The organism is Aquitalea palustris (assembly GCF_003693445.1).
In the GTDB taxonomy this organism is placed as follows: Bacteria; Pseudomonadota; Gammaproteobacteria; order Burkholderiales; family Chromobacteriaceae; genus Aquitalea; species Aquitalea palustris.
Genome location: NZ_RFAR01000150.1, coordinates 1 through 530 on the forward strand (window position 1 = coordinate 1; position 530 = coordinate 530).

Sequence of the window (530 nt, forward strand, 5' to 3'; positions counted from 1 at the left end):
GCCTGAGTGCTCTTGTTGAATTCGGTGACGATCATGGTGTCGAATTTGCGGCCGCTCTGCTCCGAGCCCACGAAACGTGCCAGCGAAATGACCGGAATGATGTTGCCGCGCAGGGACAGCACGCCCTGCACCCCGAACGGCATGTTGGGGGTTTTGGTGATGGCCGGCGTTTGTGATACTTCCCTGACCTTGAATACATTGATGCCGAAGGTTTCGCGGGTACCCAGCGAAAACAGCAGGATTTCCATCTTGTTGGAGCCCGCCAGTTTGGTACGGGCATCTACGCTGGCAAGCAAGGATGCATCTGTGGCTGACATATTTTTTCCCTCTTCCTAATGGCTGTCCGGTTTGCTTTAGTTTTTGGCCAGATTGAGCATTTCACGCAGCTTCATCGACAGCTTCTGTGCTTCGAATTTCGAAACATATTCGTCGACGCCTACGGACTGGCCCAGCTTCTGGTTGGAAGAACCAGACAGCGAGGAGTGCATCAGCACCGGGATGCCGGCAAAGCGCGGATCGCTCTTGATCAG

2 protein-coding genes are annotated in these 530 nt (G+C 54.5%); both read right to left on the reverse strand.

The annotated features are described in order from the left end of the window. A partial coding sequence (locus tag EAY64_RS20080; RefSeq protein WP_199734507.1) for a chemotaxis protein CheW occupies positions 1–317 on the reverse strand: 317 nt, incomplete at its 3' end. A gap of 36 nt (positions 318–353) precedes the next feature. Beyond that, the coding region (locus EAY64_RS20085) for a response regulator (protein ID WP_500784354.1) at positions 354–530 on the reverse strand (177 nt) is incomplete at its 5' end.